Here is a 23,582-nt window from a genome sequence, read left to right as displayed (position 1 = left end):
GAACGGCGGCGCACTGCTGTGGCAACACCTCTTCTGGTTCTTCGGCCACCCAGAGGTGTACATCATCGCGCTGCCGTTCTTCGGCATCATCAGCGAAGTGATCCCGGTGTTCTCCCGCAAGCCGATGTTCGGCTACATGGGTCTGATCGCCGCGACCATCGCGATCGCCGGTCTGTCCGTGACGGTGTGGGCCCACCACATGTACGTCACCGGTGGTGTGCTGCTGCCGTTCTTCTCCTTCATGACCTTCCTGATCGCCGTGCCGACCGGTGTGAAGTTCTTCAACTGGATCGGCACGATGTGGAAGGGGAGTCTGTCCTTCGAGACACCGATGCTCTGGGTGATGGGCTTCCTCATCACCTTCGTCTTCGGCGGGCTCACCGGCGTCATGCTCGCCTCCCCGCCCATCGACTTCCACGTCTCCGACTCGTACTTCGTGGTGGCCCACTTCCACTACGTGGTCTTCGGCACCGTCGTCTTCGCGATGTTCGCCGGGTTCCACTTCTGGTGGCCGAAGTGGACCGGCAAGATGCTCGACGAGCGTCTCGGCAAGATCACCTTCTGGACGCTGTTCACCGGCTTCCACGGCACCTTCCTGGTCCAGCACTGGCTGGGCGCCGAGGGCATGCAGCGGCGGATTCCGGACTACCTCGCGGCCGAGGGGCTCACCACGCTCAACACGGTGTCCTCGATCTTCTCGTTCCTGCTCGGCTCTTCCCTGCTGCCGTTCTTCTACAACGTCTGGAAGACGGCCAGGTACGGCAAGCCGGTCGGCGTGGACGACCCGTGGGGCTACGGCCGCTCGCTGGAGTGGGCGACCTCCTGCCCGCCGCCCCGGCACAACTTCCTCACCCTGCCGCGGATCCGCAGCGAATCCCCGGCGTTCGACCTGCACCACCCCGACGTCCCATCCCCGGAACCGGAGTTGACCGCGCGGTGACGGCCCACGACGAGCGGGACCTGGTCCGCCAGATCGAGGGCCATCTGCTGCTGGTCGCCGCACGGGAGGAGGGCCGTACCGCCGCCGTACGCCTCAGCTCCCGGCTGGGCTGGCTCACGGACAGCCAACGGGAGCACGTGGAGCAGCAGTTCGAGGCCGAGTACCTCGCGCTGGCCCGGCTCTCGTGGCACCGCACGGCCGAGCGGGCGCAGGAGCTGCGGCAGGCGTACGAGGCACGCTACCTCGCGCTCCGCCGCCGTCTGCTGGCCTGCTGTGTGCTGGGCTGCGCGGTGCTCGCGGCGACGGCCCTGCTGGTGGTGTCCGCCGCCGTGTGAGGCCGGCCCGAACCGGTCGCGGAGGGCGCGGTGTCGAGCCCGTGGACCGTGCGGACCGGCCATACTGGCCCTCGTGCGCGTTGCCATCATGACGGCGGGATCCCGGGGCGATGCGGCCCCGTACACCGGGCTCGGGCACCGGCTCGTGCTGGCCGGGCACGAGGTCACCCTGGTCACACACGGCCGCTTCGCCCCGCTGGTGGCCGGCTCCGGGGTGCGGTTCCACGCGCTGCCGGTGGATCCCCGGGCGGAACTGGAGTCCCCGCGCGGCCGGGGTCTGCACCGCAGCGCCAGCGGCCCGGGGAAGCTGCTGCGGGTGGTGGACCTGGCGCGGCGCCTGGTCGGCCGGCTCACCGAGGATCTGCTCGGCGCGGCGCGGGAGAGCGACGTCCTGCTGCTGTCCTCCTCCCTGGCCCCGCTCGGGCACACGATCGCAGAAGGGCTACGCCTGCCGAGTCTCGGTGTCTATCTGCAACCGCTCGCCGCCACACGGGAGTTCGCCCCGCCGGTGCTCGGCGGCGGCTCCTGGGGCGGGCCGGTCAACCTGCTCGCCGGGCACGGGGTCGGCCTGGCCGTGGAGCACGTGTTCTCCGGCGCGGTGCCGGCCCTGCGGAAGCGGCTCGGCCTGCCCCCGCTGCGGACCGGTGCCGCGCGGCGGGCCCGGGAGCGGCGGCTCTGGCCGGTGCACCACGGCTTGAGCCCCCTGGTGGTGCCCCGCCCCGGTGACTGACGGGCGGGTCTGGAGGCGGCCGGTTACTGGTGGCCGTACGACGACCGGGCGCAACTTCCGGACGCGCTCCTGGAATTCATCGACGCCGGGCCGCCGCCGGTGTTCGTCGGGCTGGGCAGCGCCACCGTGCCGGACGCCGGACGGCTCAGCGCGCGGGTGGTGGCGGCGCTGCGGCGCGCCGGGCTGCGCGGGGTGATCCAGCGCGGCTGGGGCGGGCTCGCGGCCGACGGGGAGGACATGCTGACCGTCGGCGAGGTACCGCACGCGCTGCTCTTCCCCCGCATGGCCGCGGTGGTCCATCACGCGGGCGCGGGCACCACCGCGGCGGGGCTGCGTGCCGGGGTTCCGGCGGTGCCGGTCCCGGTCCAGTTCGACGCGGGTTTCTGGTCCGCCCGGCTGGTCGCCCTGGGTGTCGCCCCCGGCGTCGTACCGCTGCGCCGCCTGACCGTGGACGCCCTGTCCGAAGCGCTGCTACGGGCCACCCGGGACCCGGCGTACCGGCGGCGCGCCGCCGCCCTGGGCGCACGGGTCCGGGACGAGGACGGCGCCGCGCCGGTGCTGGCCGCGCTGGACCGGCTGACCGGCTGACCGGCTGACCGGCTGACGCGCTGTCGTCCGGTCAGCCGGTGAGCACCATCCGGAAGCGGGCTTTGCCGGCCAGCATCTTCTGGTACGCCTCGTCCACGTCGTCCAGTGGCACGTTCTCGGTCATGGGGCGGATGCCGTGCAGGGCGCTGAAGGCCATGGTGTCCTCCACGTCCTGCGAGGTGCCGGCCGGGTGGCCGCGCACGACGCGGGCGGCCATGAGCAACTGCGCCGGGCTGATGCCGAGGGGCGCGGTGTCCGCGCCGATCACCACGAGTTCGCCGCGGTGGGCCAGGCCGTCCACGGTGGCCGTGATGGCCTCGGAGTTCCCCGCGGTGGCCAGGACCACCCTGGCGCCGCCGAGGGACTGCAGCGCCTCGGCGACCGGGGTGCCGGAGGTGCTGTCGACGTAGTGGTGGGCGCCCAGTTGCTCGGCGAAGTCGGCCTTCGCGGAGCCTCGGGCGATCGCCACGGTCTCGAAGCCCATGGCCACCGCGTACTGCACGCCGAGGTGGCCGAGGCCGCCGAGGCCGAGCACCGCGACCAGGTCTCCCGGCCGGGCGGAGCTGCGGCGCAGCCCGTTGTACGTGGTCACGCCCGCGCAGGCCATCGGCCCGGCGTCGTTCGGGGAGAGGGTGTCGGGGATCCGGGCCAGGGCATCGACGGGTGCGATCACCTTCTCGGCGAAGCCGCCGTCGTAGGTCCATCCGGGGACCTTCAGGTTCCGGCACACGATGAAGTCGCCCTCGCGGCAGGGCCTGCAGTGGCCGCAGCTGCCGCCGAACCAGCCGACGGCCACCCGGTCGCCCTCCTGCCAGCCCCGCTCGCGCACGCCCTCGCCCAGCTCCTCCAGGCGTCCGGCGATCTCGTGTCCGGGCACCTCCGGGAACGACACGTCCGGTAGTCCGCCGCTCACGAAGAGAGCGTCGGTGTGGCAGACCCCGCACGCCTCCACAGCGATCCTCACATGGCCGGGCCCGGGCTGCCGGACCTCGCGTTCGACCAGCTCGAAGGTGCCGTTCGGAGCGGTGACCTGCGCGGCTCGATACGTACTCATGGCTCTCTCCGGGAACGGGTACGACGACCCCCACAGACCCAGCAGAGCAGCTCCGGCCCGATCCCGCGCGCCGAACGGACCGTGCCCCGCCGAGCTGCGCCACCGGCTCCGCGCGCCTGTGCCTCAGGGGCTCCCGGGGCGCCAGCCCTCCGGCCGGAGCATGCCCAGCAGCAGCCGGACCAGTTCGTCCACCACCTCGTCCAGTGTGGCGTCCACCCAGCCGGCGCTCCAGTCGTGCAGCAGGCCGTTGACGCTGCCGATGAAGGCCGTGGCGGCGAGGCGGTAGTCACGCGGCGCCGCTTCCCCGCGGGCGACGGCCGCGTCCGCCTCGGCGCGGATGAGGTCGATCCAGCGGGCGCGGCGGGCGAGGCGCTGCTCCTCCAGTCGGGGACTGACGCCGATGATCTCCACGAAGGCGATGCGGATGCGGCGCGGGTCACGGGTGACGCCGTGGGCGTAGGCCCGGAAGAGCACGGTGGCGCGCTCGGCCAGCTCCAGCCCGTCCGCGTCGGCGAGGGCGTCCAGGACGGCCTGCTCGGCCCAGCCGTTGACCTGGAGGTGGAGCGCGGCGAGGACGTCCTCCAGGGTGCGGAACTCCTCGTAGAACTGGCGTGTGGACAGTCCCGCGGCCTGGCTCAGCGCGGCGACCGTGGTGCCCCGGTAGCCGGGGGTGTCGCCGAACAGCCCGAGTGCCGCGTCCAGGAAGCGGCGGCGGCGCTCGGCCTGCCGTTCCTCGGCGGACCGTCCGCCGTAGCGTCCCGTCGGCGCCCTGAGCCTGCCCTCCACGCGTCCCCCTCCGTCATCCGGCCACTCCCCACAATCTTGTCGTGCACACATCTTGTCGAGAAGCCCACCCCATCCTTACTTTTCAGTAAGTTCACTGTGAAAGCACCCGTGTTCAGATTCCCCCGAGGAAAGAGAGCCGTCATGGCTGCCTCCAGAACCAGGCACCTGTGCTCCGTGGCCGCCGCCCTCGTCCTGACCGTCGCCGCCCCGGCGACCGCCGCCTCCGCACGCTCCGCCGCCCCCGCCGGGCTGCGCGAGGTGTTGTTCGTCGGCAACAACTGGGACGGCACCGCCGATGTCATCCGCTCCTCAGGCGACTTCGCGAAGATCGGCCGGATCAACGTCATCCCGGACAAGGACGCGCGGATGGCCGAGATCAACGCGGACCCGATCAAGTGGATCTACTTCCAGGCGATCCGCAACAGCGTCGGCGAGGGCCACGACCAGTTCGCCGACGACATGTACTCCACCCCCGACGGCAGATCGGTGGTGGTCTCCCGGCCGAGTTTCGCGGACGTCGTCTCCCTGGACCTCGCCACCGGGAAGGTCAACTGGCGTTTCCCGGTGTCCGGTTACCGCGCCGACCACATGGCGGTCTCCCCGGACGGCACCCGGGTCGCGGTCTCCGCCTCGACCGCGAACACCGTGCACGTCCTGGACATCGACACCGGCAAACAGCTCGGCTCGTTCGCCACCGGTGACAAGCCGCACGAGAACATCTTCACCAAGGACGGCAAGTACATCTGGAACATGTCCATCGGTGACGTCAACACCGACCTGGACAGCCCCGGCTGGGACTGGACCAAGGGCGACCGGCACATCACCGTCGTGGACGCGACGACGTACAAGCAGGTCAAGGTCATCGACATGCGGCAGCGGCTGGACGCGTTCGGGCTGAAGGACTTCTCCGACGCGGTCCGCCCGGCCGTGTTCTCCGCCGACGAGTCCAAGCTGTACTTCCAGGTGTCGTTCTTCAACGGCTTCCTGGAGTACGACGTCGCCACCGACAAGATCACCCGGATGAAGACGCTGCCGAAGAACCCGGCGACCAGCGAGGACCGCACCACCTGGGTCAACGACTCGCGTCACCACGGCATCTCGATGAACCCCGAGGGCACCAAACTGTGCGTCGCGGGCACCATGGACGACTACGCGACCGTGGTCGACCGCGCCTCGCTCCAGGAGGGCCCGCTCGTCGCGACGTCCAAGCCGTACTGGGCGACGGTCAGCGGGGACGGCAAGGACTGCATCGTCTCCGAGAGCGGCGCCGACCAGGTGACGGCGATCGACTTCGCCACCGGCAAGAAGGTGACGTCGGCCCCGGTCGGTGACCACCCGCAGCGTGTCCGGCTGGGGCACGTCCAGGCGGACTGGACGGGTCCCAGCGGTAGTTGACCCGCCACCGAGCCGTGGCCTCCGGGGTGTCCCCACTCACTCCGGAGGCCACACCCCTGCCTCAGAAGCGCGCCGCCGCCCACGTCGCCAGTTCGGCCTTCGCCGCGCTCAGCCGGTCGGCGGAAGGTGCCGTCGGGCGGGGCCCCCGCCACCGTCAGGGATCCGCAGAGGACGACCAGGACGGCCAGGAGACGCACCCGGACGTTCGGCATGTCCATCACAGTCCGACGCGGTCCGGCGTGCGTCAAGAGTTCTGAGTCGTAAGTAAGTTGACTGTGGGTCAGCTGTCGGCCGGTCGGCTCACTCGCCGACCCGGCGCGTCACGTTCAGCAGGTACTCCTTCCGGTTCAGCGGATTGTGGTCGGTGCGCGGACGTTCGGGGACCGTGCCGCGGGTGACCGGCGCGTAGTGGTCGAAGGCCGTCTCCAGCTCGCCCTCGCCCCGGGTCAGCCCCGGCAGCCGCCGCTCCAGCGCGTGCACCCGGGCGGCCGGCACGGTTCCCTCCAGGACACAGGCGGTGCCGTGCGTGCCGGCGGTCTCGGGTACGGCGCCGAGCCGGGCCAGCACCGGCAGCAGCGCACCGAGGGTGTCGGCCGGCGCCTCCAGGCGGAAACGGTGCACCGGCTCGTGCACCAGGGTGCCGGCCCGGCGCAGCGCCTCGGTCAGCACCAGCGGGGTCAGGCCACGGAAGTCGTGGCCCGTGCTCGACATGCTCTTGTCGAAGCCCTGGTGCGCGTGGCTCTGCCGGGGCGAGTAGCCCGAGTGGGTCATGGCGACCGTGCAGTCGGTGACCTGCCAGCCGTGCAGCCCCTGGCCGAGCGTCTCCCGGACGGTGTCCTCGACCGCCTTGAAGAAGGCGTACGGCATCGAGCCCAGCTCCACCTCCAGCCGGAACGCCACGCCGGTACCGGGCGGGGCGGGGTCGACGCGCAGACCGACCGTGGCGAGGAAGGGGTTGGCGTCCTTCTTGTTGAACTCGACGGCGTGCCCGGTGCCGACCGGCCGTTCGACGCACAGGGTCGTCGTCTCGCGGAAGGTGACGTCCAGGCCGTACTCGTCGGCGAGGGTGGCCTGGACGACCTCCTTCTGCACCTCGCCGTAGAGCGACACGGAGGTCTCCCCCCGCAGCTCGTCGTGGCGGACGCCGATGAGCGGGTCCTGCTCGGCGAGCTGGGTGAGCGCGAGGTGCAGGGAGCGGCGGTCCGTGCCGGGGCCGGGTACGACGACCGTCTCCAGGGTGGGCGGCGCGAAGTGGTGCTCGTACGACCGCCCCGGCGTGCCCAGGGCGTCACCGATCCGGATGCCGTCGAGGCCCCACACCTTCACGATGCGGCCCGCGCCGGCACGGTCCGCGCGGGTGTCCGTGCCGTGGTCGAAGACGGCGAGGGCGGTGACACGGCCTTCGGTCACAGGGCCTTCGGTGACACGGCCTTCGGTGACTCGTGCCCGGCGGTCGGTGCCGCTGTCCTCGCGGCCGTCGCGGTCGCCGCTGCCGTTGCGGTCGCCGCGGCCGTCGCCGAACGGGACGCGGTCGCGGACGCGGAGGGTGCCGGAGAAGAGGCGGGCATAGGCCACCTTCTCCCCCGCCGGGCCCCGCTCGGCCTTGAAGACGGTGCCCGAGAGGGGGCCGTCCGGGTCGCCGGCGGCGGTGGGCAGGAGGCGCTGGATGCCGTCGGTCAGCTCGGCGACGCCGGCGCCGGTGATCGCGGAGCCGAAGTACACCGGGTGGACGGAGGCACGCCGGGTGTGTGCCACGAGGGCGCGGCGCAGCCGGGCCTCCGGGACGCCGCCGTCGAGGTAGGCGGCGAGCAGGCCGTCGTCCCGGTCCGCCAGTGCCTCCAGCGCGGCCGGGCCGAGGCCGGGCAGGAAGCGGGCGGCACGCGTGCCGAGTCCGGCGGCGGTGCCCATGGGGACGAGCGGTACGGCGAGCCGTTGGGCCATCTGGCGGAGCACCGCTGTGTCCCGGGCGCCGCGCCGGTCGATCTTGTTGACGAAGACCAGGGTCGGGATGCGCAGCTGGCGCAGGGTGCGCATCAGCACGCGGGTCTGCGCCTGGACGCCCTCGACGGCGGAGACGACCAGGACCGCTCCGTCCAGCACGCCGAGGACCCGTTCCACCTCGGCGATGAAGTCCGGGTGACCCGGGGTGTCGATGAGGTTGACGGTGACCGCGCCGAGCGGGAAGGAGACGACGGCGGACTTGATGGTGATGCCGCGGCGCCGCTCCAGCGCGAGGGTGTCGGTGGTGGTGCTGCCGGCGTCGACACTGCCGACCTCGTCGATCACTCCGGCGGAGTGCAGGAGCCGTTCGGTCAGGCTCGTCTTACCCGCGTCGACGTGGGCGAGGATTCCCAGATTGAGCAATGGCACGAAGCGTCATGTCCTTGAGAGAGTGGGCGATTCCTTCCGGGCCGGACATGAACGGTGCGCGCATGATCGCTCCTGGTTCTCTCGGGAACTCGACCGGTGCAGTGCAGCAGAACGGCGGCCGCGCCGCCAACGGATTAACGTTCAACCAGATGTCGTGCCGGCTGTGAGGCGAGGAGCCGACGATGCGTGAGATTCTGGCGGTGCTGGACCGGTGGTACGCCGCCCGGGTGCCGTTCGGGCTGGCCACGGTCGTCGCGGTCAGCCGCAGCGCGCCGCGCGGGCCCGGCGCCGCGATGGCGGTCGGCCCGGACGGCGAGGTGGTCGGCAGTGTGTCCGGCGGCTGTGTGGAGGGCGCGGTCTTCGAGCTGGCCCAGGAGGCCGTCGAGAGCGGAGCGGCACGGCTGGAGACGTTCGGCTACAGCGACGAGGACGCCTTCGCGGTCGGGCTCACCTGCGGTGGTGAGATCACCGTCCTGGTACGGCCGGTGACCCCGGCCCGGGACCCGGCGTTCGGCGCGGTCGCCGCGTCGGTCGCGGGCGGTGAGCCGGTCACCGTGGCCACCGTGGTCGACGGGCCGGCCCCGTGCGGGGCCACCCTCGCGGTGTGGCCGCACACCGCCGCCGGCAGTCTGGGGACCCGGGGGCTCGACGCGGCCGTCGCCGCCGACGCGCGCGGCGAACTCGCCCTCGGCGTGACCGGGCTGCGGCACTACGGCCCGCACGGGGAACGCCGCGAGGACACCGTCACGGTGTTCCTCCAGTCCTTCGCGCCGCCGCCGCGCATGCTGGTGTTCGGGGCCATCGACTACGCCGCCGCCGTGGCCCGGATCGGGGACTTCCTCGGTTACCGGGTCACCGTGTGCGACGCCAGGCCGGTGTTCGCCACGCCCCGCCGGTTCCCGGAATCGGCGGAGGTCGTCGTGGACTGGCCGCACCGGTATCTGCGTGGCACGCCCACCGACGAGCGGACGGTGATCTGCGTCCTGACCCACGACCCGAAGTTCGACGTGCCGGTGCTGCTGGAGGCGCTGCGGCGGCCGGCGGCGTACATCGGGGCGATGGGCAGCCGGCGCACCCACGACGACCGGCTCCGCCGCCTGATCGAGTCCGGCCTCACCGACCGGGAACTGTCCCGCCTGCGCTCCCCGCTCGGCCTCGACCTCGGCGCCCGCACGCCGGAGGAGGTGGCGGTATCGGTGGCGGCGGAGATCGTGGCCCTGAGGTGGGGCGGCACCGGGTCACCGCTGAGCGGGACGAGGGGGGCGATCCATCCCCGGGGGGTGGGGTGACCGTTCCTCTGGGGTGCGCCGGGTGGGGTGCCGTGAGGTTGGCCCCGGGGGCCGCCGGTGCTGCCGATCCGCACCCGGCGGTGGTGCCGGTGGCGATGCCCTGCCGGGGGCTGGGCGGAAGTACAGGACGGGAGCCTGCGACGGGAGTGCCCGACCTGCCGCACTGACGATCCCCGCCGTGTGTTCAGTGCGTGCTAGTCGGGGTCCCCGGCCACGCGCGCGTGCAGGTGCTGGTCGTGCCAGCCGTCGGCGTGCAGCAGGGCGCTGCGCTGGGTGCCCTCGTAGCTGAATCCGGCCTTCTCGGCGACCCGGCAGGACGCCGGATTGGCGACCGAGTGGCACAGGATCAGGCGGTGCAGACCGAGGTCGTCCAGGGCCCACCGGCTCAGCCGCCGCGCCGCCCGTACGGCGAGGCCCGTTCCGCGCGCCGGGGGCAGCACCCAGTAGAGGACCTCGGCGGTGCCGGCTGCGAGGTCCACGGCGTTGAGCCCGGCGAGGCCCACGGACGCGCCGCCGTGGGGGGCGATGGCCCAGATGGCACCGGTCTCGGCCCGCCGACGGGCGTGCAGGCGCTCGATCCGCGCCCTGGCCTCCGCACGGTCGGCGACGGAGAAGAGGTTCCACCTGCTGATGTCTTGGTCCTGCCCGGCGCTCAGCAGCGCGTCAGCGTCTGCGTCGGTCAGCTGCCAGGGCCGCAGTTCCAGGCCATCGGCCAGCGGCAGCACGGGTTGGGCGGGCTCGGCGAGGCGGCCCGGGGGCACGACGGCGGGTATGCCGGAGCTGGAGATCACCGGCGCATCCTGCCATGGCTGGTGATCACCGGCGCGCCCCGCAGCTGGTGATCTTCGGCGCACCCGCCACCCGCCACCCGCGCAGGCCACCCGCACAGACCAGCGGCGCACCGGCCCCGGTGGTTACCGGCGCGGCAGTCGGTGCAGGGTCACCTCGGTGAGGGCTCCGTCGGCGACCGTGGCCGTGAGGTACGTGCAGTGGGGCTGGCGGCGGCGGTCCGTCGGGGAGCCGGGGTTGAGCAGGCGCAGGCCCCCGGGGGCGGTGGTGTCCCAGGGGATGTGGCTGTGTCCGAAGACCAGGACGTCCAGGTCGGGGAAGCGGGCGGCGCAGCGGGCCTCGCGGCCCTGGGCGGGGCCGGTCTCGTGGACGACCCCGAAGCGCAGGCCGCCCAGGTCGGCGTGGGCCACCTCGGGGAGCCGGGCGCGCAGCTCGGGGCCGTCGTTGTTGCCGTACACGCCGATCAGCCGGCGGCTGCGGCTCTCCAGCAGGTCGAGGGTGGCGGTGTCGACCCAGTCCCCGGCGTGGAACACGACGTCCGCGCGCGGGAGTTCGGCGAGCAGCGGCTCCGGGAGCGCCTTGGCGCGCTTGGGCAGGTGCGTGTCGGACATGAGCAGCAGGCGCACCTCGCCAGCCTATGCGTTGGAGGAGGTCAGGCGGCGGATGCCGCGTACGGTGCCCAGCAGCGCGGCGCCCGCGCCGAGGGCGGTGGCGGCGGGGTGCCGGACCAGGGTCTCCTGCCAGGAGCGGGCGTGGGCGGTGTCGTCGAAGGAGCCGTGGGCGCCCTGGTCGTCGGCGGGCTCGCGGTCCACCGGTTCGAAGAGGTTGTCCAGGCCCGCGGGCGGGATCCGGCCGGTCTGCTGGGAGTCGAAGCCGGTGCGGGCCAGGTAGCGGTCGAGCAGTGCCGGGACGAGCCGGTTGGCCCAGATGGTGGCGACCGTGGACGCGCCGACGTAGTACTGCTTGCGGCCCGGATGGTCGGCGGCGTACAGCACGCCCCGCGCGGCCACCTCGGGCTGGTAGATCGGCGGGACCGGCATGGGGTGCTTGGCGAGGCGGGAGCGGACCCATTCGAACTGGGGGGTGTTGACGGCGGGCATCTGGGCGACGGTGACGCGGACGTTGCTGCCGCGGTGCAGCAGTTCCGTGCGCAGGGAGGAGGTGAAGCCGTTGATGGCGTGCTTGGCGCCGCAGTACGCCGACTGCAGGGGGATCGACCGTTCCCCGAGCGCGGAGCCGACCTGCACGATCGTGCCCTGGTCGCGGGGGAGCATGCGCTTCAGTGCGGAGCGGGTGCCGTTGACGAAGCCGAGGTAGGTCACTTCGGTGATCCGCCGGTACTCCTCGGGGGTGATCTCCTCGAACGGCGCGAACACGCTGGCGAAGGCGCAGTTGATCCAGGTGTCGATGGGGCCGAACTCCTTCTCGGCGGCCTCGGCGACGGCCTCCGTCTGGGCCGGGTCGGCGACGTCTGCGGGCCGTACCAGGGGCCGTCCGCCGAGCGCGGCGACCTCGTCGGCCGCCGCCTCCAGGCCGCCCTCGCCGCGGGCGACCAGGACGACGTCGGCGCCGCGCCGGGCGTACAGGCGGGCGGTGGCGCGGCCGATGCCGGCGCTGGCGCCGGTGATGACGACGGTGGGGGGCATGTTCCTCTCCTCCTGCGTACGCGGTCTGTGTCACTCCACCCGGTAGGGCGCCGCCCGCTCCTCCACGAGCGTCAGGCCGAGGCCGGGTGTCCCGTCGGCGCCCGGGGTGACGCTGCCGCCGCCCGGATCGAGGACGCCGTCGAACAGCAGCCGTTCGATGCGGACGTGGTCGTGGAACCACTCCAGGTGGCGCAGGTTGGGCACGGCGGCGGCAGCGTGGGCGTGGGCGTGGGGCGCGCAGTGCCCGGAGACGTCGAGCCCGCGCGCGTGGGCGAGCGCGGCGGCGCGCAGCCAGACGGTGATGCCGCCGCACCGGGTGATGTCGGCCTGGAGGCAGTCGACGGCTCCGGCGTCCAGCATGTGCTGGAAGTACGGGAGGGCGTAGCCGTACTCGCCGGCCGTGACGTCGATCGGGGTCCGGCCGCGGATGTCGGCGAGGGTGGTGAGGTGGTCGGAGGAGACGGGTTCCTCGAACCAGGTGACGCCCTCGTCGGCGAGGAGGCCCGCGAGGCGCAGGGCCTGGCCGGCGCGGTAGCCGCCGTTGGCGTCGACGTACAGCTCGGCCGTGTCACCGATGACGGCCCGCGCGCGGGCGACGCGTTCCAGGTCGCGGTGCTCCCGGGCGCCCCACGACTCGCCGATCTTGATCTTGACGCGGGGGATGCCCTGTTCCTCGGTCCAGCCGCGCAGCTGGCGCTCCTGCCGGTCGGCGTCGTAGGTGGTGAAGCCGCCGCTGCCGTAGACGGGCACGTCGTCGCGGGCGGCACCGAGGAGGTGGACGAGGGGCAGGCCGAGCAGGCGTGCCTTGAGGTCCCACAGGGCGATGTCGACGGCGGCGACGGCCTGGGCGGCCACGCCGGGCAGTCCTGCGTTGCGGACGGCCCGGCACATCCGCTCGTTGGCGCGCGGCACGTCGTGCGCGGACAGGCCGGTGACGGTGCCGGCGAGGAGTTCGCGGACGACGTGGGCGGTGGCGGCGGGCGCGTAGGTGTAGCCGAGTCCGGTGGTGCCGCCCGATCGGGTGGTGACCAGGACGAGGGTGGTCTTGTCCCAGGCCAGGGTGCCGTCGGCCTCGGGGGCGTCGGTGGGCACGGTGTAGACGGCGGTGTCCACGGCCTCGACGGCCGGCTGGTCGCTCATGGTCACCTCCTGAGCTTGCGCAGGCCGGCCACGGCGCCCAGGGAGAGGGCGGCCAGGGAGGCGGTCGTCGCCCAGCGGGCCGTGCGGGACGGTTCGGCGGGGCGGACGGCGAGCCGCTCGGGGTGGTCACCGGGTAGGTTGCCGTCGAGGGCGAGCGCCAGGACCTCGGCGAGGTGCAGGGCGTGACGGCCGGTGCCGCCCTGCTCGATCTGGGTGCGGCAGCTGAAGCCGTCGGCGAGGACCAGGCTGTCCGGGGCGGCCCCGCGCACGGCGGGCAGGACGCCCAGTTCCGCGACGGCCATGGACACCTCGTGGTGGCCGCGTTCGAAGCCGAAGTTGCCGGCCAGGCCGCAGCAGCCCTCGTCGAGCACCTCGGCGTCGAGGTGGGCGCGGCGCATCAGTTCCCGGTCGGCGTCGAACTTCATGATGGCGTGCTGGTGGCAGTGGGTCTGCACGGTCGCCTGCCGGGCGAGCTGCGGGGGTCGCCAGCCGTCGGGGGCGTGGTGGACGAGCTGTTCGGCGAAGGTGCGTGTCCGGGCGGCGAGCCGTGCCACGTCCTGGTCGCCCGGCATCAGCTCGGGGGCGTCGCCGCGGAAGACGGCCGTGCAGGAGGGTTCCAGGCCGATCACCGGTGTGCCGGCCTCCAGGTAGGGGCGCAGCACGTCGAGGGTGTGGCGCAGCACCCGCTTGGCGGTGGGCAGTTGTCCGGTGGAGATCCAGGTGAGGCCGCAGCACACCGGCCTGGACGGTACGGCGATCCGGAAGCCGGCGTCCTCCAGGACCCGTACGGCAGAGATCGCGATGGAGGGGTGGAAGTAGGAGCTGAAGGTGTCGGGCCACAGCACGACGGTGCGCGGGTCGGCCGGGTCGGGCTCCTCCCGGTCGCGGGCCCGCCACCACTGGAGGAAGGACTGCGTGGCGAACACCGGGGCCGGGCGGGCCTCGTCGATCCCGGCGAGCCGTTTGCCCAGGGACGCGAGGCCGGGCGCGTGCAGCGCCGAGTTGACCAGGGCCGGAGCGGTCCGGGACAGCCGGGCCCAGACCGGCAGCCAGCCCATGGAGTAGTGGGCCATGGGACGCAGCCGTCCCTCGTAGTGGTGGGACATGAACTCGGCCTTGAGGGTGGCCATGTCGACGCCGGTCGGGCAGTCGGACTTGCAGCCCTTGCAGGCCAGGCAGAGGTCGAGGGCGTCGCGTACGGCGGTGGAGCGCCAGCCGTCCTTGACGGCGGAGTCGGCGTGCCCGTCGAGCATCTCGAACAGCAGCCGGGCGCGGCCGCGGGTGGAGTGCTCCTCCTCCATGGTGGCCCGGTAGGAGGGGCACATGACGCCGCCGGAGTGGCCGCGGCAGTTGCCGATGCCGACACAGCGCATCACGGCGCGGTTGAAGGAGTGGTCGTCCTCGGGATAGCCGAAGTGGGTCTCCGGGGTGGCGGGCCGCCAGGTGGGGCCGAGCCGCAGCTGTCCGTCGACGGGGTTGGGGTGGACGACCTTGCCGGGGTTCATCCGGTTGCCGGGGTCGAAGAGGGCCTTGAGTTCGCCGAACGCGGTGACGAGCCGTTCCCCGAACATCCGGGTGAGCAGTTCACCCCGGGACTGGCCGTCGCCGTGCTCGCCGGAGAGGGAGCCGCCGTAGGAGGCGACGAGGTCGGCAGCCCGCTCCACGAACCGCCGGAAGCCGGCCACGCCCTCGGCCGTCTTCAGCCCGAAGGGGATGCGGGTGTGCACGCAGCCCTGCCCGAAGTGCCCGTACACGGACGGGTGGTCGTAGTCGAACTCGGCGAACAGGTCCTTCAGGTCGCGCAGGTAGTCGCCGAGCCGCTCGGGGGGTACGGCGGAGTCCTCCCAGCCCTCCCAGGTCTCCCGGTCGTCCGGCGGGCGGGCGGTCACCCCGAGGCCGGCCTCGCGGGCCTTGAGCATCTTCTGCTCGCGTTCGGGGTCGTCGGAGAAGGCGACGTTCGCGTCCTTCTCGCCGCGGCCGACGGCCCGCAGCAGCGCGTGCGCCTGTGCGTCGACGTCCTCCTGGCTGTCGCCGCTGTACAGCACCATCAGCCAGCTGTCGCCCTCGGGCAGGTTGTCGAGGGAGTCCAGGTAGGCGCCCTCCTCGCGCATCAGCTGGGCCATGCGCCCGTCCAGGGCCTCCAGCTGGCTGGGCGAGCAGTGCTCCAGCAGGTGGGGGACGTCGTCGGCGGCGGCGCAGATGTCGTCGTAGCCGAGGACGAGCAGCGACTGGTACGGCGGCACGGGCACGAGGTCGAGTTCGGCGCGCAGGACGGTCACCAGGGTGCCCTCGCTGCCGACGAGCGCCTTGGCGACGTCGAAGCCGTTCTCGGGCAGCAGGGAGTCCAGGTTGTAGCCGGAGACGCGGCGGGGGATCTTGGGGTAGCCGCGGCGGATGTCGGCCAGGTACTCGGTGGCGATGCGGTCGAGGCCGGCGTAGATCTCGGCGAGCCGGCCGCCGCCGGCGATGATCCGGGCGCGCTCGTCGGGCGGGGTGGGGCCGACCCAGGCGCGCTGTCCGTCGTAGGTGAGGATCTCCAGGCGCCGGACGTTGTCGACGGTCTTGCCGTAGGCCTGGGCGGAGGCGCCGCAGGAGTTGTTGCCGATCATGCCGCCGAGCGCGCAGTGGCTGTGGGTGGACGGTTTGGGGCCGAACTGGAGCTTGTGGCGGGCGAGGCGCCGGTTGAGCTGGTCCAGGACGATGCCGGGCTCCACCACGCAGGTGCGCCGTTCCGGGTCGACGGAGAGCACCCCGGTGCAGTACTTGCTCCAGTCGATCACCACGGCGGTGTTGGTGGTCTGTCCGGCCAGGCTGGTGCCGCCGCCCCGGGAGAGGACGGGGGCGCCGAAGCGTGCGCACACCGAGACCGCGCGGGCGCCCGCCTCGACGGTGCGGGGTACGACGACGCCCAGCGGGACCTGCCGGTAGTTCGAACCGTCCGTGGCGTAGGCGCCGCGGCTGCCCGCGTCGAAGCGGACCTCGCCGTCCACCTCGGCGCTCAGGGCTGCCTCCAGGCCGGACCTGTCCGGAGGGGTCATCTGCGCTCCTCGATCTCGCTCCGTGGGTGCACCGACGTACTGCGCGTGCCGCGCCGTCCGAGGGCCGGCGAGTACCCCGGCAAATAGACAGTCAAAACTGAACAGTTCCAACTGGACAGCCTGTGCTGTCGGTCCTAGCCTGGGCGGCATGGCCGACATCTCCGACTCCGCCGCCCGCGCCGCACGCGATCTGCGCGTGGTGTTCAGCAGGCTGCGGCGCCGCATCCGCGAGGTGGCGCAGGACGCCGACCTCAGCCCCTCGCAGGAGTCGGCGCTCACCCTGGTCGGCAAGCACGGCGCGGCCACGGCCAGCGCGCTCGCCGCCGCGGAGGGGGTGCGCCCGCAGTCCATGGCCACCACGCTGGCCGCCCTGGAGCAGCACGGGCTGATCCGCCGCGCCCCGGACCCCGACGACGGCCGCCGCCAGCTGGTCACCCTGACCGACGGCGGCCGGGCCCGTGTCGAGGGGAACAGGCAGGTGCGCGAGGAGTGGCTGGCCCGTGCCTTCCAGGACCGCTACACCGAGGAGGAGCGGCAGACCGTCCTCGCGGCGCTGGAGCTGATGGAACGGCTGTCCCGGCCGTGACACCGAGGCTCACCGCGCGCGCCCGGACCACCGGTCCCTCCCCCGCCGGATTCGACCGCCGGCTCATCCCGCCGATGGTCCTCGGGTCCGTCCTGAACCCGGTCAACTCCTCGATGATCGCCGTGGCGCTCGTGCCGATCGGCGTGGCGTTCGGCGCCCCGCCCGCCGAGACGGTGTGGCTGGTCTCGGCGCTCTACGTGGCCACCGCCGTCGGCCAGCCCGTCATCGGCCGTCTGGTGGACATGTACGGTCCGCGCAGGCTCTACCTCGCCGGCACGGCCCTGGTCGGCGTCGCCGGTCTGCTCGGCGCGCTCGCCCCCTCGCTCGGCGCGCTGATCGCGGCCCGGGTGCTGCTGGGCCTCGGCACGTCGGCGGCGTACCCGGCGGCCATGCGGCTGACCCGCGCCGAGGCCGAACGCACCGGGCAGGACAGCCCGGCGGGCGTACTGACCGCGCTCGCCGTCGCCAACCAGACGGTGGCCGTCGTCGGGCCCGCGCTCGGCGGGCTGTTGATCCAACTGGGCGGCTGGCGGGCCGTGTTCACCGTCAACGTGCCGCTGTCGGCGGCCTGTCTGGTGCTCGGCGCGCTGCGGCTGCCCCGGTCCGCGACCCGGCAGCGCGGCCTGGACGTGCCCGGCATGGCGCTGTTCGCCGTCCTGCTGGTCGCGCTGATGCTGTTCCTGATGGAGCCGCGGGCCGGCCGCTGGTACCTGCCGGTGCTGTCCGCCGTGGCCGCCGCGGGCTTCGCGCTGCGGGAGCTGAGGGTGCCGGACCCGTTCATCGACCTGCGCGTCCTCGGCGGCAACGGCCCGCTGCTCGCCACGTACCTGCGCCAGTTGCTCGGCTACACCACGGCCTACGCCTTCATGTACGGCTACACGCAGTGGCTGGAGCAGGGCCGCGGGCTCGGCGCCTCCACGGCCGGGCTCGCGCTGCTGCCGCTGTCGGCGGCGGCGCTCACCGCCTCCGCGCTGACCGGGCGCCGCGAGGCGGTGCGCGCCAAGCTGATCACCGGTTCCCTCCTCCAGCTTGCGGGCTGCGCGGTGCTGCTCCTGATCGGCGACCGCAGCCCGTTCTGGCTGCTGCTCGGGGTCGGTGTGCTGCTCGGCGTCCCGCAGGGGCTGATCGGCCTGGCCACGCAGACCGCGCTGTACCGGCAGGCCGACCCGGAGCGGATCGCCTCTGCGGCCGGGCTGCTGCGGACCTTCATGTACCTCGGCGCGCTGGGCGCCTCCGCCGCCACCGCGGCGTTCTACCCGCACCGCGCCGACACGGCCGGGCTGCACGGCCTGGCCCTGTTCATGCTCGCCGGCTCCGCACTGCTGCTGGCGACGACCCTGCCCGACCGATCCCTCGGCCGGCTGACCCCCCGAGACGCCCGAAAGGCCTGACCGACCCATGTCGCTCACCACGCTCGACCCCCGTACCGCCCTCGTCGCGATCGACCTGCAGAACGGCATCGTGGCCATGCCCACCCAGCCCTGGCCGGGCGCCGAGGTCGTCTCCCGCACGGCCGCGCTCGCCGACGCCTTCCGCTCCCACGGGCTGCCCGTGGTCCTGGTCCGGGTCTCCTTCGCGCCGGACGGGGCGGACGCCGTCCCCGGCCGCACCGAGCGCCAGCCGCGCGGGCTCGCCTTCCCGGAGGGCTGGGACGTCGTCGTCGACGACCTGTCCGGGCACCCCGGCGACATCCGTGTCACCAAGCACAACTGGAGTGCCTTCCACGGCACCGACCTGGACGTCCAGCTGCGCCGCCGCGGCATCACGCAGATCGTGCTGACCGGCATCGCCACCAGCATCGGCGTCGAGTCCACCGCCCGCGACGCCTACGCGCACGGCTACCACGTCACCCTCGCCACGGACGCCATGGCCGACGCCGACGGCGAGGCGCACGCGAACAGCGTCGAGCGCATCTTCCCGCGGCTCGGCGAGACCGGCACGACGGCCGAGGTCCTGGAGTTGCTGGCCAAGACCCACGCGTGACCGCCGGGCCGGGCGCCGTCCCCCGGACCGGGGCTGAGGGCCGCGGCGGGCAGCCCGCTCAGCGGGCTGCCCGCCGCTTGAGCGGCTCCCACCAGGACCGGTGGGCGCGGTACCAGGCCACCGTCTCGGCGAGGCCCGTGGTGAAGTCGCGGCGCGGCCGGTAGCCGAGTTCGTCGCGGGCCTTGCTCCAGTCGAGCGAGTAGCGCAGGTCGTGGCCCTTGCGGTCGGGCACGTGCACCACGTGCTCCCAGCCCGCGCCGCACGCCTCCAGCAGCAGGCCGGTCAGCTCCTTGTTGGTCAGCTCCGTGCCGCCGCCGAGGTGGTACACCTCGCCGGGGCGGCCCCGGGTTCGGACCAGGTCGATGCCGTGGCAGTGGTCGTCGGCGTGCAGCCAGTCGCGGACGTGGTGCCCGTCGCCGTACAGCGGGACGGGCAGACCGCCGAGGAGGTTGGTCACGAAGAGCGGGATCACCTTCTCGGGGAACTGGCGCGGGCCGTAGTTGTTGGAGCAGCGGGTGATCCGGACGTCCAGGCCGTGGGTGCGGTGGTGGGCGAGGGCCATGAGGTCGGCGGACGCCTTCGACGCGGCGTACGGCGAGTTGGGCGCGAGCGGCTGGGTCTCGGACCAGGAGCCGGTCCGGACGGAGCCGTAGACCTCGTCGGTGGAGACGTGCACGAACGGGCCGGTGCCGTGCCGGAGGGCCGCGTCCAGCAGGGTCTGGGTGCCGAGCACGTTGGTGCGGAGGAACTCCCCGGCCCCCTCGATCGACCGGTCGACGTGCGACTCGGCGGCGAAGTGCACCACCTGGTCGGCGTCCGCCATCAGTTCGTCGACCAGGCCGGCGTCACAGACGTCCCCGTGCACGAAGTCCAGCCGGGGGTGGCCCACGGGGAGGTTGGTGAGCGTGCCGGCGTAGGTCAGCTTGTCCAGCACGGTCACGTGGGGTGCGTCCGGCGCGTCGCCGGCGAGGAGCCCGCGGACGTAGTGGGAGCCGATGAAGCCGGCGGCGCCGGTGACGAGCAGGTTCATGACCGGAGTATGACCGCGGGGCGTCAGGGCGACGGGCCTCGGCCCCGGGAGTTCAGCCCTGCGGGGCGTCACCGCGTCCGGGCGCGCCCCGGGCGTTCAGTCCAGCGGGGCGTGGCTGCGTCCGGGCGCGCCCCGGGCGTTCAGTCCTCGCCGCGCACGATGTTGTCCTCAAGGTCCGGGCCCGGCCGCTTCGCGGAGGTGCGGTCCAGCAGGGCGGGCACGCAGGTGCGCACTCCCCGGTTCCGCCTACGGCGGGCCTGGGCCCAGCCCGTCTCAGCGTCGGGTATGGCCGGTTTCTCGCTGGCATGCGCGGTCACGTCGTTCATCTTCCTTCTGCGTCCCGCTCGCCGCGGGCGCCGTTCGCCGGGCCACCCGGGCCCGGGGTGTGCTGGGTGCGTGACCGGGTCCCCGGGCCGGGCAGCCCGCAAACGCGGCGGTGCGCCGCCGGGGCAGGGACGACCGCCGCACCGGGTCAGGTACGACCGCCGCCGCCACCGCCGAAGGACCCGCTGGACCCCGGCGTCCAACGGGGGCGGCGCTGGTCGTCGGCGCGCTTGGTGCCGACGTTGCCGAGCTGGTGGGGGGTGAGGCGCTCGCTCTCGTCGGTGGCCCGGGGCACCTCGTCGGGCTCACGGACCTCGTGGGTCTCGTGCACCGGCCCCGACGGCGGCATCTTCGGCTGTTCGTCGGGCCGCGGCGGTGCCGGTTCCCGCTCGCGCACCTTGAATCCCAGCCGGAAGGCCCAGATGAGTCCCGCGACGCAGGCCACACCGGCGATCAGGATCAGGGCGTAGCCGAAGACCTGGGCGCCCGTGGCCGCTTCGTACATGGCAGTGTTCATGAGCGCCGGGTACCCGGCGCGGCGCGACGGATGCGCGGGCGCGCGCGAACGGGCAGGCCGCGGCCCTACGGCCCCGTCCGGCCGACCGCTCCGGCCCGTGCGCCAGTCCAGCCAGGCCGATGCGACCCGTGCACCGGTGCCACCGATGCCGCCGGTGCTGCCGGTGTCGCCGGTGCGGTGGCGGATCTGGGGCCGGCCGTGGGTCAGTCCGCCTCCTCCGCCGCCGCGCGTTCCACCTCCGCCTCGACCTCGGCCCGGGGCCGGCCGGTCTGCCGGGCGTACTCGCTCACCGCCGTCTGCACATCGCGGGCGAGGTCCCGCCAGGCCCGCAGGGCGGTCTCGTAGGTGCCCGACTGGGCGCCGGTCATCCGCCGCTCGGCCGGCGGGCCGTAGGCGTCCCGCAGTTCCTGTACCTGGGCGTGGGCGGCGGCGGCCGCGCGCTGCTTGGCGACCAGTTCTTCGAAGGTGTGCGACACGCCAACCGACCCTAGGCAGCTCCGGGACGCGCCCCCGCCGCGACCTGCCGGGACCGCCGCCACCCGTACCCGAGTGGCGGGTCAGCGGTCGGGTACGAGGTCCGCCCAGACCTGTTTGCCGCCGCTGACCGGGACCGTGCCCCAGGCCTCCGACACCGCCTCCACCAGCAGGATGCCCCGGCCGCCGGTGGCCTCCCAGCCGATGCTGGTGGGCTTCACGGGGCTGCGCGGGGAGGAGTCGGCGACGGCGAGCCGCAGCCGGTGGTTGACCAGGCTGAGGTCGAGCCGGACCTGGCCGCCGGTGTGCACCAGGGCGTTGGTGACGAGTTCGGAGACGACCAGCAAGGCCACGTCGATCGTGTCGCGGGACAGGCCCCAGGCGCGCAGCGTGCGCCGGGTGAAGCGGCGGGCGTGCCGGACCGCCTCCGGCACCCGCCACACCGTCCAGCTCTCCCGGAGCGGGCGTACGGCCAGTCCGTCGTAGCGCATCAGCAGCAGCGCCACGTCGTCGCCGCGGTGGGCGCCGGTGAGCAGGGCGTCGGCGACCAGGCCGAGGTGCGCGGGGTCGGCGGCGGACAGTTCGCGGGCCAGCCGGTCCATGCCGGCGTCGAGGTCGGTGTCCGGGGACTCCACCAGGCCGTCGGTGGTCAGCGCGATCACGGTACCGGGCTGCAGCCGCAGCGGGGTCATCGGGAACTCGGCCTGGGCGAGCACGCCGAGCGGTGGGCCGCCCTCCGCCCCCACAATCTCGGCGGTGCCGCCCGGGTGGCGCAGCACCGGTTGCACATGCCCGGCGCGGACGCACCAGGCGGTGCCCTGCTCCACGTCGACGTCGACGTAGGCACAGGTGGCGAAGAGGTCGGTCTCCATGTCCAGCAGCAGCCGGTTGGCGTGCGCGACGACCACGTCCGGGGCGTGGCCCTCGACCGCGTAGGCGCGCAGCGCGGTGCGCATCTGGCCCATCAGGGTGGCGGCGCCCGCGTTGTGGCCCTGGACGTCGCCGATCACCAGGGCGACGTGGTTGTCGGCCAGCGGGATCACGTCGTACCAGTCGCCGCCGACCTCCAGACCGGCCGTGGTGGGCAGGTAGCGGGCGACGGCGACCGCGCCGGGCAGCCGGGGCAGCCGGCGGGGCAGCAGGGTGCGCTGGAGCATGCCGACGAGTTCGTGCTCGGCGTCGAAGGCGTGGGCGCGCAGCAGGGCCTGGCCGGTCAGGCCGGCGCAGGCGGTGAGCAGGGCGCGCTCGTCGGGGGCGAAGTCGTGCGGGCGGTCCCAGCCGACCAGGCAGGCACCGGCCATGCGGCTGCCGGCGGGCAGCGGCAGCACGGCGAGGCCGCCCGGGCCGACCTCGGCGAGGGCGGGCTCCAGCGCCGAGCCGGCGGGCCAGATCTTGGCCCGGCCCTCGCGCAGCGCGGCGGCCAGGGTGGGCATGGCGCGCACGGGCGCGTCGGGCCATTCGGTACGCCACTCGGTGCGCCACACCTCCGGCCAGGCCTCGGGTTCGGGTGGGTCGAGGACGGTGACGACCAGTCGGTCGTTCTCAAGTTCGGCGAGGGCGATCCGGTCGGCCCGCAGCGGCTTGCGCAGGGCGGCCACGACTGCCTGGCCGACGTCCTTGACGGTGCCGGCGGTGGCGAGGGCGGCGGCCAGGCGCTGCACGCGGGCGACGTCGGTGACGTCGGAGCGCAGCGAGGAGGCGTCGGCGACGGTGCCGACGAGCCGGGCGGAGCGGCCCTCGCCGCCGGGCAGCAGCCGGCCCCGCAGCCGCAGCCACTTGGGCGGGCCGGCGGGCTGCAGGATGCGGAACTCCAGCTCGCGGTCGCCGATGGACATGTGGTCGGCCTCGACCACGGACATCAGCGCGGGCAGATCCTCCGGCACCGCGCGGCCGAGCAGGGTCTCCACGCGACCGTCGAAGCTCGCCCGGTCGATCCCGAACAGTCGCAGGATCGCCCCGCCGACCTCCACCCGGCCGGTGTCCATGGTCAGGCTGAAGGCGTCCTCGGGCAGCTCGCCGGTGTCACCCGCGACGGCCGGGGCGGGTACCGCCACGGCACGGGCGATCAGCTCCAGGCTGGTCCGGTCGTCGGTCCCGAAGCCGCCCGGGTGCTCGCCCACGGCCAGCAGACAGCCGCCGCCCGCGGGGCCGAGCGGCAGGACGGCCACGGAGAAGTCCGGGGACGGGGTGCGGCGGGAGTCCGGGCCGGCGGCCAGTTCGGCGGGGCCGAGCCAGCGCGGGCGTCCGGTGCGGTGCGCCTCGGCGACCGGGGAGGTGCCGGCGGCCGGGTAGCAGTCCCGCAGACCGTACAGCGTGCGGGGCAGACCGGCCGACTCGGCGAGGCAGAGCTCCGTGGCGTCGTGGCCGGGCGTGTACACCCCGGCGAAGGACGCGCCGGCGAACACGAGCGCCTGTTCGAGCACCCGGCGGAGCCGGTCGGACGTGGCCGGGGACGCCATCAGCGACGCGAGGGCGGCTTCGGCACGCTCCGGCGCCGTTCGCGTCCCGCTGATCGCAGCGCCCTCACTCACCACGTCGCCATTACAGCGCGTATGAGCCGCCTGCGCA

The 23,582-nt window shown here is 73.6% G+C and carries 20 protein-coding genes and 1 pseudogene; 8 read left to right on the top strand and 13 right to left on the bottom strand.

The features are described from left to right. The 3 genes and pseudogenes from C3492_RS33890 to C3492_RS33880 form a co-directional block, all read left to right on the top strand. Positions 1-940 (top strand): cbb3-type cytochrome c oxidase subunit I (locus tag C3492_RS33890; RefSeq protein WP_181140690.1); only part of this gene is annotated, 940 nt, incomplete at its 5' end. Next, on the top strand, positions 937-1,275 hold the full coding sequence (locus tag C3492_RS33885; RefSeq protein ID WP_103816466.1) for a hypothetical protein: 339 nt from the start codon (positions 937-939) through the stop codon (positions 1,273-1,275). The genes C3492_RS33890 and C3492_RS33885, both read left to right, overlap by 4 nt. A gap of 88 nt (positions 1,276-1,363) precedes the next feature. Beyond that, positions 1,364-2,593 (top strand): annotated as a pseudogene (locus C3492_RS33880) (glycosyltransferase). 31 nt (positions 2,594-2,624) lie between these two features. Here the strand turns inward: C3492_RS33880 and C3492_RS33875 are convergent. Both C3492_RS33875 and C3492_RS33870 read right to left on the bottom strand, forming a co-directional pair. Beyond that, a complete protein-coding gene (locus tag C3492_RS33875; RefSeq protein ID WP_103816465.1) occupies positions 2,625-3,647 on the bottom strand; it encodes an alcohol dehydrogenase in 1,023 nt (340 codons plus the stop codon). A 123-nt stretch (positions 3,648-3,770) separates the two neighbouring features. Then, positions 3,771-4,433 (bottom strand): TetR/AcrR family transcriptional regulator, encoded by a 663-nt coding sequence (locus tag C3492_RS33870; RefSeq protein ID WP_103816464.1) that lies wholly within the window; start codon positions 4,431-4,433, stop codon positions 3,771-3,773. Between the two features lie 141 nt (positions 4,434-4,574). On the opposite strand from C3492_RS33870, the gene C3492_RS33865 reads away from it, so the two are divergent. Further along, positions 4,575-5,828 (top strand): YncE family protein, encoded by a 1,254-nt coding sequence (locus tag C3492_RS33865; protein ID WP_103816463.1) that lies wholly within the window; start codon positions 4,575-4,577, stop codon positions 5,826-5,828. A gap of 300 nt (positions 5,829-6,128) precedes the next feature. On the opposite strand, the gene C3492_RS33860 is transcribed toward C3492_RS33865, so the two are convergent. After that, positions 6,129-8,198: a translation factor GTPase family protein gene (locus C3492_RS33860; protein ID WP_103816462.1), complete on the bottom strand. Its 2,070-nt coding sequence runs from the start codon at positions 8,196-8,198 to the stop codon at positions 6,129-6,131. Positions 8,199-8,380: 182 nt separating this feature from the next. Between C3492_RS33860 and C3492_RS33855 the strand changes: the two genes are divergently transcribed. Continuing rightward, positions 8,381-9,487 (top strand): XdhC/CoxI family protein, encoded by a 1,107-nt coding sequence (locus tag C3492_RS33855; RefSeq protein ID WP_103816461.1) that lies wholly within the window; start codon positions 8,381-8,383, stop codon positions 9,485-9,487. 194 nt (positions 9,488-9,681) lie between these two features. Here C3492_RS33855 and C3492_RS33850 read toward each other — a convergent pair whose 3' ends face one another. The 5 genes from C3492_RS33850 to C3492_RS33830 all read right to left on the bottom strand — a co-directional run bounded on the left by C3492_RS33850 (position 9,682) and on the right by C3492_RS33830 (position 16,100). Beyond that, entirely contained in the window at positions 9,682-10,278 is a 597-nt protein-coding gene (locus tag C3492_RS33850; RefSeq protein ID WP_103816460.1) for a GNAT family N-acetyltransferase, read from the bottom strand. Positions 10,279-10,401: 123 nt separating this feature from the next. Beyond that, a complete protein-coding gene (locus C3492_RS33845) occupies positions 10,402-10,902 on the bottom strand; it encodes a metallophosphoesterase (protein WP_103816459.1) in 501 nt (166 codons plus the stop codon). A gap of 9 nt (positions 10,903-10,911) precedes the next feature. Next, positions 10,912-11,922, bottom strand: a complete 1,011-nt coding sequence (locus C3492_RS33840; RefSeq protein ID WP_103816458.1) for an SDR family oxidoreductase — start codon at positions 11,920-11,922, stop codon at positions 10,912-10,914. 30 nt (positions 11,923-11,952) lie between these two features. Beyond that, positions 11,953-13,062 (bottom strand): enolase C-terminal domain-like protein, encoded by a 1,110-nt coding sequence (locus tag C3492_RS33835; protein ID WP_103816457.1) that lies wholly within the window; start codon positions 13,060-13,062, stop codon positions 11,953-11,955. A 2-nt stretch (positions 13,063-13,064) separates the two neighbouring features. Continuing rightward, a complete protein-coding gene (locus C3492_RS33830; RefSeq protein ID WP_103816456.1) occupies positions 13,065-16,100 on the bottom strand; it encodes an FAD-binding and (Fe-S)-binding domain-containing protein in 3,036 nt (1,011 codons plus the stop codon). A gap of 148 nt (positions 16,101-16,248) precedes the next feature. Here C3492_RS33830 and C3492_RS33825 point away from each other — a divergent pair, with 148 nt between their 5' ends. From C3492_RS33825 to C3492_RS33815, 3 genes are read left to right on the top strand one after another with little or no spacing between them, the layout of a single operon-like run. Continuing rightward, the gene (locus C3492_RS33825; protein WP_103816455.1) at positions 16,249-16,686 is read left to right on the top strand and encodes a MarR family winged helix-turn-helix transcriptional regulator; all 438 of its coding nucleotides are present in this window, start codon (positions 16,249-16,251) and stop codon (positions 16,684-16,686) included. Then, positions 16,683-18,077 (top strand): MFS transporter, encoded by a 1,395-nt coding sequence (locus tag C3492_RS33820; RefSeq protein ID WP_103816454.1) that lies wholly within the window; start codon positions 16,683-16,685, stop codon positions 18,075-18,077. Before C3492_RS33825 ends, C3492_RS33820 begins: the two co-directional genes overlap by 4 nt. Before the next feature lie 7 nt (positions 18,078-18,084). Continuing rightward, complete coding sequence (locus C3492_RS33815; RefSeq protein ID WP_103816453.1) at positions 18,085-18,669, top strand: isochorismatase family protein; 585 nt, start codon at positions 18,085-18,087, stop codon at positions 18,667-18,669. 58 nt (positions 18,670-18,727) lie between these two features. Here the strand turns inward: C3492_RS33815 and rfbB are convergent, their stop codons facing one another. The 5 genes from rfbB to C3492_RS33790 all read right to left on the bottom strand — a co-directional run bounded on the left by rfbB (position 18,728) and on the right by C3492_RS33790 (position 23,548). Then, a complete protein-coding gene (rfbB, locus tag C3492_RS33810) occupies positions 18,728-19,699 on the bottom strand; it encodes a dTDP-glucose 4,6-dehydratase (protein ID WP_103816452.1) in 972 nt (323 codons plus the stop codon). A 140-nt stretch (positions 19,700-19,839) separates the two neighbouring features. After that, the gene (locus C3492_RS33805; RefSeq protein ID WP_103816451.1) at positions 19,840-20,025 is read right to left on the bottom strand and encodes a hypothetical protein; all 186 of its coding nucleotides are present in this window, start codon (positions 20,023-20,025) and stop codon (positions 19,840-19,842) included. Positions 20,026-20,171: 146 nt separating this feature from the next. Then, positions 20,172-20,528: a DUF6479 family protein gene (locus tag C3492_RS33800; RefSeq protein WP_103816450.1), complete on the bottom strand. Its 357-nt coding sequence runs from the start codon at positions 20,526-20,528 to the stop codon at positions 20,172-20,174. Positions 20,529-20,743: 215 nt separating this feature from the next. Then, complete coding sequence (locus C3492_RS33795; RefSeq protein ID WP_103816449.1) at positions 20,744-21,016, bottom strand: hypothetical protein; 273 nt, start codon at positions 21,014-21,016, stop codon at positions 20,744-20,746. A gap of 81 nt (positions 21,017-21,097) precedes the next feature. After that, positions 21,098-23,548, bottom strand: a complete 2,451-nt coding sequence (locus C3492_RS33790) for a SpoIIE family protein phosphatase (RefSeq protein ID WP_181140688.1) — start codon at positions 23,546-23,548, stop codon at positions 21,098-21,100. Positions 23,549-23,582: the final 34 nt, after the last annotated feature.

The sequence above is a fragment of the Streptomyces sp. Ru62 genome (assembly GCF_002920615.1).
Lineage (GTDB): Bacteria > Actinomycetota > Actinomycetes > Streptomycetales > Streptomycetaceae > Streptomyces.
This window is presented reverse-complemented; position numbering and strand designations above follow the sequence as displayed.